The following is a 5,458-nucleotide window of genomic DNA, read 5'->3' as shown; positions in this document are numbered from 1 at the left end:
TTAGGGTAGAGGCGGCCCTGTCGGAGTGCCCGAAGGCACCGCGCGCCACGCCTTAGGAGGCGATTCAACTGTTTCGGCGACAAGCCGAAACAGTTGAATCGCCAAGGCGCGCGACAAAACTCGCTCCCGTCGCCCGCCCACATAGAAAGGGATTTCGCTCGTTTTGCGGTAAGCAAAATCGAGATGAAATCCCAGTGGGCGACGGCAAGCGGCGGAGCGATAGCGGAGCCGCAGTGAGGTGGACACGGGGCGGTGTTTTGATTTTGGGTAAAGCTCTTGCGACCGTAAGGTCGCCGGCCTCGGGCGCAGCGACGCAAAAGCGGCGCGAGGGGTGCGCGCCGAGGACGAATGGAGCGGAGAATTGGACTATGGATTAGGCTGAGTGCTGTGCGACCCGCAGGGTCGCGCAGTCCGACGCCATCCCCCGGCGGCGGGCTGCAACTCGACGGAGTTCGTTGAGCCCTCCGCTGGCGTCGAACTGCGGCGCGCCGAGAGCAAGTAGCGCGATTCCGAGAGGAATCGCCGGGCTTGCGCGCTGGGCCTGCAGCCCACCCCCGGAGTGCGCAGCCCGAACACGGCAGACAGTTTAGCCAAATTCGTCCCGCCCCGGGCTACCGCGATCCGGGCCAGAATGGATTATTCGGCGCACCGGGTGGCGTCGGTCTTCACGGATACAGTTGGTCGACTGCGGCAAACGGTATCCTCGGGCGATTTTTATGGTTCAACACGCAAGACCTCTACCCCTGCCACGCAGCGAGCTTGGCCGGCGGTCTTCAGTTGCGTTGCCTCTCGGAATAAACGGTGCGTGCCGCACTCACAAATGGCCGGATCTATCCTAAGGCAGCCTCTACCCCCAATAAGACTGTCTATACCCTATGACGGCACCTCCCGAGCGCCGGCACACTGGAATCTAACCAAAGTAACGACAGCCCTTCGTCGCATCTTACCTCTGCCGCCGGAACCGCAAAAAGACTCCCAACGGCAACCGTTTCCCCGCCGCATCCGTCACATACAGCTCCCCCTGTTCCACCTCCGCCCCTGCCGCCTGAGGAAACGCCGACTCCGCCAGCGTCCGCGCCAGCAGAGCCGAAAGACCCATCGAATAGAGATTCAGCACCACAAAACACCCCGTCTCCTCCAACAGCTCCGCACACCGGAGAAGCATCTCCGGGAGATGCTCCTCCAAGACCCACTTCTCGCCCTCCGGCCCCCGGCCGTAAGAGGGCGGATCAAGAATAATCCCCTGATAACGACGCCCCCGCCGCACCTCGCGGCGGACGAACTTCATCGCATCCTCCACCACCCACCGGATCCCCTCCAGCCCCGACGCCTCCATATTCTCGCGCGACCACGTCACCGTCTGCCGCACCGAATCCACATGCGTCACCTCCGCCCCCGCCGCACACGCCGCCAGCGACGCACCGCCCGTGTAAGCGAACAGATTCAGCACCGCCGGCCGCTCCACCCCCTGCTCCCTCAGCCGCCGCACCGTCTCATAAATATAGCCCCAGTTGGCCGCCTGTTCCGGAAAGACCCCCACATGCTTGAACGACGTCAGCCCCAGCCGCAGCCGGATACGCCATCCCCCTTCGCCCCCATAGTCGATCGACCATTGCTGTGGCGTTCCCCGTTTCAACACCCACTCGCCCCGCTCCTCGCTCCCCCTGTTTTTGCGGAACACCGCCCCCGCCCGCGCCTCCCACTCCCCCTCCGAGAGCGAAGGCGCCCACAACGCCTGCGGCTCCGGCCGCGCCGTGACCACCCGGCCGAAACGCTCCAACTTCCGACCGTCTCCGCAGTCGATCAATTCGTAATCCGCCCATCGGGTCGGAGTCAATAAACTCAATTCCATAGACAAAATCCGTTCTGAGGATAAAAGTAGCATTAAAAATCAATATCTTTGCCGAAAACTGACCCGAAACAGATGAAAAAACTCCTCTTCTTAGTCGCCGGAGCTCTGGCATTCGCCTCCTGCGGCACCCACGGCGAACCGGCCGACTACGTAGACCCCTTTATCGGCACCGACGCCCACGGGCACACCTTCCCCGGAGCGACCACACCGTTCGGCTTCGTACAGCTCTCTCCGGACACCGACACCGAAGGGTGGGACTGGTGTTCCGGCTACCATACCAGCGATTCGAGCCTCATCGGCTTCTCGCACACCCACCTGAGCGGGACGGGCGGGGCGGATTTGGGAGACATTCTTTTCATGCCGGCCATCGGGCCCGTCCGGTTCGAATCGGGGACGAAAGCCGAACCGGACAGCGGTTACCGGTCGCGGTTCAGCCACAAAAGCGAAAAGGCTTCGGCCGGATATTACAGCGTCTATCTGGACGATCCGCACGTGAAAGTCGAACTGACCGCCACGCCGCATGCGGGGATCCACCGGTACACCTACGAACACAGCGAGAACCAGCACCTGATCCTCGACCTGCGGCACGGGATACAGGACAACGTGCGCGAAGCCGGATTCCGCCAGGTAGACGACCGAACGATCGAAGGATGGCGGCGGTCGAACGGGTGGGCCGCAGATCACACCGTCTTTTTCCGGGCCGAATTTTCGGAACCCATCCGTGAGATTCGGGCACGGATCGACGGGCGCGACACGACCGTCACCGAAGGGACGGGTAAAGAGGTCGTACTGGCCCTCTTTCCGGAAGGACACGTCAAAAACTGGGAGGTCAAAGTAGGTCTCTCCGCTGTGGACATCGAGGGAGCGCAGCGCAATTTGGCGGCGGAAACGGCCGGCAAATCGTTCGACACCCTGGCGGCCGAGGCTCGCGAGCAGTGGAACCGCGAGCTGGGACGAATCACCGTTTCGGGCGGGACGGAGGAGGAACGGAAGATATTCTATACCGCTTTATACCACTCGTTTATCGCCCCGGTGCTCTTTACCGACACCGACGGCCGGTACCGCGGAGCGGACGGACAGATTCACCCGGCCGATTCGACCGGCGCGACGAATTACAGCATCTTCTCCACGTGGGACACTTTCCGCGCACTGCATCCGCTGCTGACCCTGGTACAGCCGGAGGTCAATGCGCAGATCGCCCGCTCGATGCTGCGCTACTATCGGCAAGCGGGACGTCTGCCGGTGTGGGATCTCCACATGAACGAAAACAACTGCATGATCGGGTATCACTCGGTGCCGATCATCGCCGACGCTTTTTTCAAGGGCGAACTCTCGGCCGAAGAGGGAGACGAAGCGCTGGAGGCGATGGTGCACAGTGCCATGCAGCGCGAACACGGCGGAATCGGACACTACCGGCAGCTGGGCTACCTGCCGGCCGACAAGGAGAACAACTCGGTCTCCAAGGCGTTGGAATATGCCTATGACGACTGGTGCATCGCCCGGATGGCACAGGCGCTGGGGAACGACAGCCTGTATCGGGTCTTCATCCGCCGGGCGCAATCGTACAAAAACCACTTCGACCCGGCGGACGGATTCTTCAAAGGGCGTTTCTCGACGGGAGCGTTCCGCACACCGTTCGATCCGGCTGAAATCTCGATCCTCGGGCAGGGCGATTTCACCGAGGGGAATGCCTGGCACTACCGTTTCTTCGTGCCGCAGGACGTAACGACCCACATCGGCATGCTGGGCGGCGACAGCGCTTATATCGCGACCATCGACGCCATGTTCGAGGCGCCGTCGACGACGAACGACCATTCGCCGGACGTATCGGGGCTTATCGGCCAGTATGCCCACGGCAACGAGCCGTCGCATCAGGTGGCCTACCTCTACTCCTATGCGGGCGCACCGTGGCGGACGCAGGAGCGGGTGGACGAGATCAAACGGACGATGTACACCACGGCCCGGGACGGGTTGTGCGGAAACGAGGATTGCGGCCAGATGTCGGCCTGGTACGTGTTGAGCGCCATGGGTTTCTATCCCGTGACGCCGGGAGCGGGGATTTATGTCTTGGGAACGCCGACCTTCGAACGGGTCGAAATCGCACCGACGACGGCATCCGGCCAGCCGTTTATTATCGAAGCCGAAGGGCTCTCTTCGGAGGGGAAAAACATCTACATCCGGTCGGCGGAGTGGAACGGCCAGCCGTACACGAAATCGTACATCACCCAGGCCATGCTCGACGAGGGTGGCAAGCTCGTGCTGCATATGGGGTCTGAACCGACGAAAGATTTCGGTACGGATCCGGCAGACCGACCGGTGGCTCAGATTCCGGCCGAAGAGGCGCTGACCGCAGAACAGATGCTCGCGGACATCGTCTTCGAGCCGTACATCGAAGATACGCTGCGGGTGTTCGGCAGCTCGATGACCCTGTTCCCGAAATGTGCAGCGCCGCAGCCACGGAAGATCGTCTACACGCTGGACGGTTCGGAACCGACCTCCTCCTCTCCGATCGTACCGATCGGGGGCATTACGCTCACGGGGAACACGGAAGTGAAGTTGCAAGCGATCGCCATGGACGGACGGGCGGACAGTCAGGTGAAGAGCTACCGGTTCTACAAGAGTGCGCTGAGAGATGCGGTGGTGACGTTGGAACAGGCGCCGTCGGCACCGTACGTGAACGGCGGGGCGGGCGCTTTGGTCGATTTTGCCTTGGGAGGGAACAGTTATGTACGACCGGAGTGGATCGGTTTTAACGGTATCGATGCGGCGGGGGTGATCGACTTGGGGAGGGTGCGGAGCTTGCGGCACGTGGGCTTCAATGCGGACAACGAACCGCGGTCGTGGATCGTTTTACCGCGGGGTGCGGTGTTCGAATTCTCGACCGACGGGGTGCATTACGGCCATCCGGTGCGGATCGAAGGGAGCGACAGCTTGACGGCAGAGAGCGGTGCGCATTACTTCAGCGCTTCGATTCCGGGCGGGGTGCAGGCGCGTTACATCCGGTTCCGGATCGAGAACGGGCCGCTGCCCGAGGGACATATCGGACAGGGAAATCCGGCGTGGATGTTCATCGACGAGGTGATGGCGTACTGATGCCTCATCGCGCGGCGTGTTTTACACTGGGAGCTTCCATTCCGGGAGCTCCTTTTCTTTTCAGGCTGCCCCGCCCCGGGCTTCCGCGACGCAGGCTACTATGGGCGGTCAGGCGCGCTGGGCAGCGTCGGCAACTACGGTTACAGCTGGTCTTCGACGGTCAGCGGTACCAATGGCATGAACTTGGGTTTCGGCGTGACGTGGCTCAGTCCCAGCGGCGCGGGCTACCGCGCCTACGGTTTTCAGTTGCGTTGCCTCTCGGAATAAACGCACCCACAGGGTGTCTTACTGGCCGCCTCTACCCTATACCGGCGGCCCCGCCCCGGACCACCGCGAAAGAGCCAATGGCGTACCGGTGAGCATCGGTCTTCTCGGGTTCAGTTGGTCTTCGACGGTCAGCGGTACCAATAGCATGTACTTGGGTTTCTACGTGACGTGGCTCCATCCCAGCGACGCAAACAGCCGCGCCTACGGTCTTCAGTTGCGTTGCCTCTCGGAATAAACGCACCCACA

4 protein-coding genes are annotated in these 5,458 nt (G+C 62.0%); 3 read left to right on the top strand and 1 reads right to left on the bottom strand.

From position 1 onward, the window contains the following. Positions 1–528 precede the first annotated feature (528 nt). Positions 529–798 (top strand): hypothetical protein, encoded by a 270-nt coding sequence (locus QZ292_RS09370; protein WP_294600899.1) that lies wholly within the window; start codon positions 529–531, stop codon positions 796–798. A 145-nt stretch (positions 799–943) separates the two neighbouring features. Here QZ292_RS09370 and QZ292_RS09365 read toward each other — a convergent pair whose 3' ends face one another. Continuing rightward, on the bottom strand, positions 944–1,852 hold the full coding sequence (locus QZ292_RS09365) for a class I SAM-dependent methyltransferase (protein ID WP_294600897.1): 909 nt from the start codon (positions 1,850–1,852) through the stop codon (positions 944–946). Between the two features lie 72 nt (positions 1,853–1,924). On the opposite strand from QZ292_RS09365, the gene QZ292_RS09360 reads away from it, so the two are divergent. Both QZ292_RS09360 and QZ292_RS09355 read left to right on the top strand, forming a co-directional pair. Continuing rightward, complete coding sequence (locus QZ292_RS09360; RefSeq protein ID WP_294600895.1) at positions 1,925–4,945, top strand: GH92 family glycosyl hydrolase; 3,021 nt, start codon at positions 1,925–1,927, stop codon at positions 4,943–4,945. 355 nt (positions 4,946–5,300) lie between these two features. Then, positions 5,301–5,447: a hypothetical protein gene (locus QZ292_RS09355; RefSeq protein ID WP_294600893.1), complete on the top strand. Its 147-nt coding sequence runs from the start codon at positions 5,301–5,303 to the stop codon at positions 5,445–5,447. Positions 5,448–5,458: the final 11 nt, after the last annotated feature.

Source organism: uncultured Rikenella sp. (assembly GCF_910577125.1).
GTDB lineage: Bacteria > Bacteroidota > Bacteroidia > Bacteroidales > Rikenellaceae > Rikenella.
The sequence above is the reverse complement of the archived record's forward strand: the minus strand, read 5'-3'. Positions and strand labels throughout refer to the sequence as shown.

Bases quoted from the DNA above. Each gene is read 5' to 3' on its own strand.
- QZ292_RS09365 (WP_294600897.1), bottom strand. From the start codon at position 1,852: ATGGAATTGAGTTTATTGACTCCGACCCGATGGGCGGATTACGAATTG.
- QZ292_RS09360 (WP_294600895.1), top strand. From the start codon at position 1,925: ATGAAAAAACTCCTCTTCTTAGTCGCCGGAGCTCTGGCATTCGCCTCC.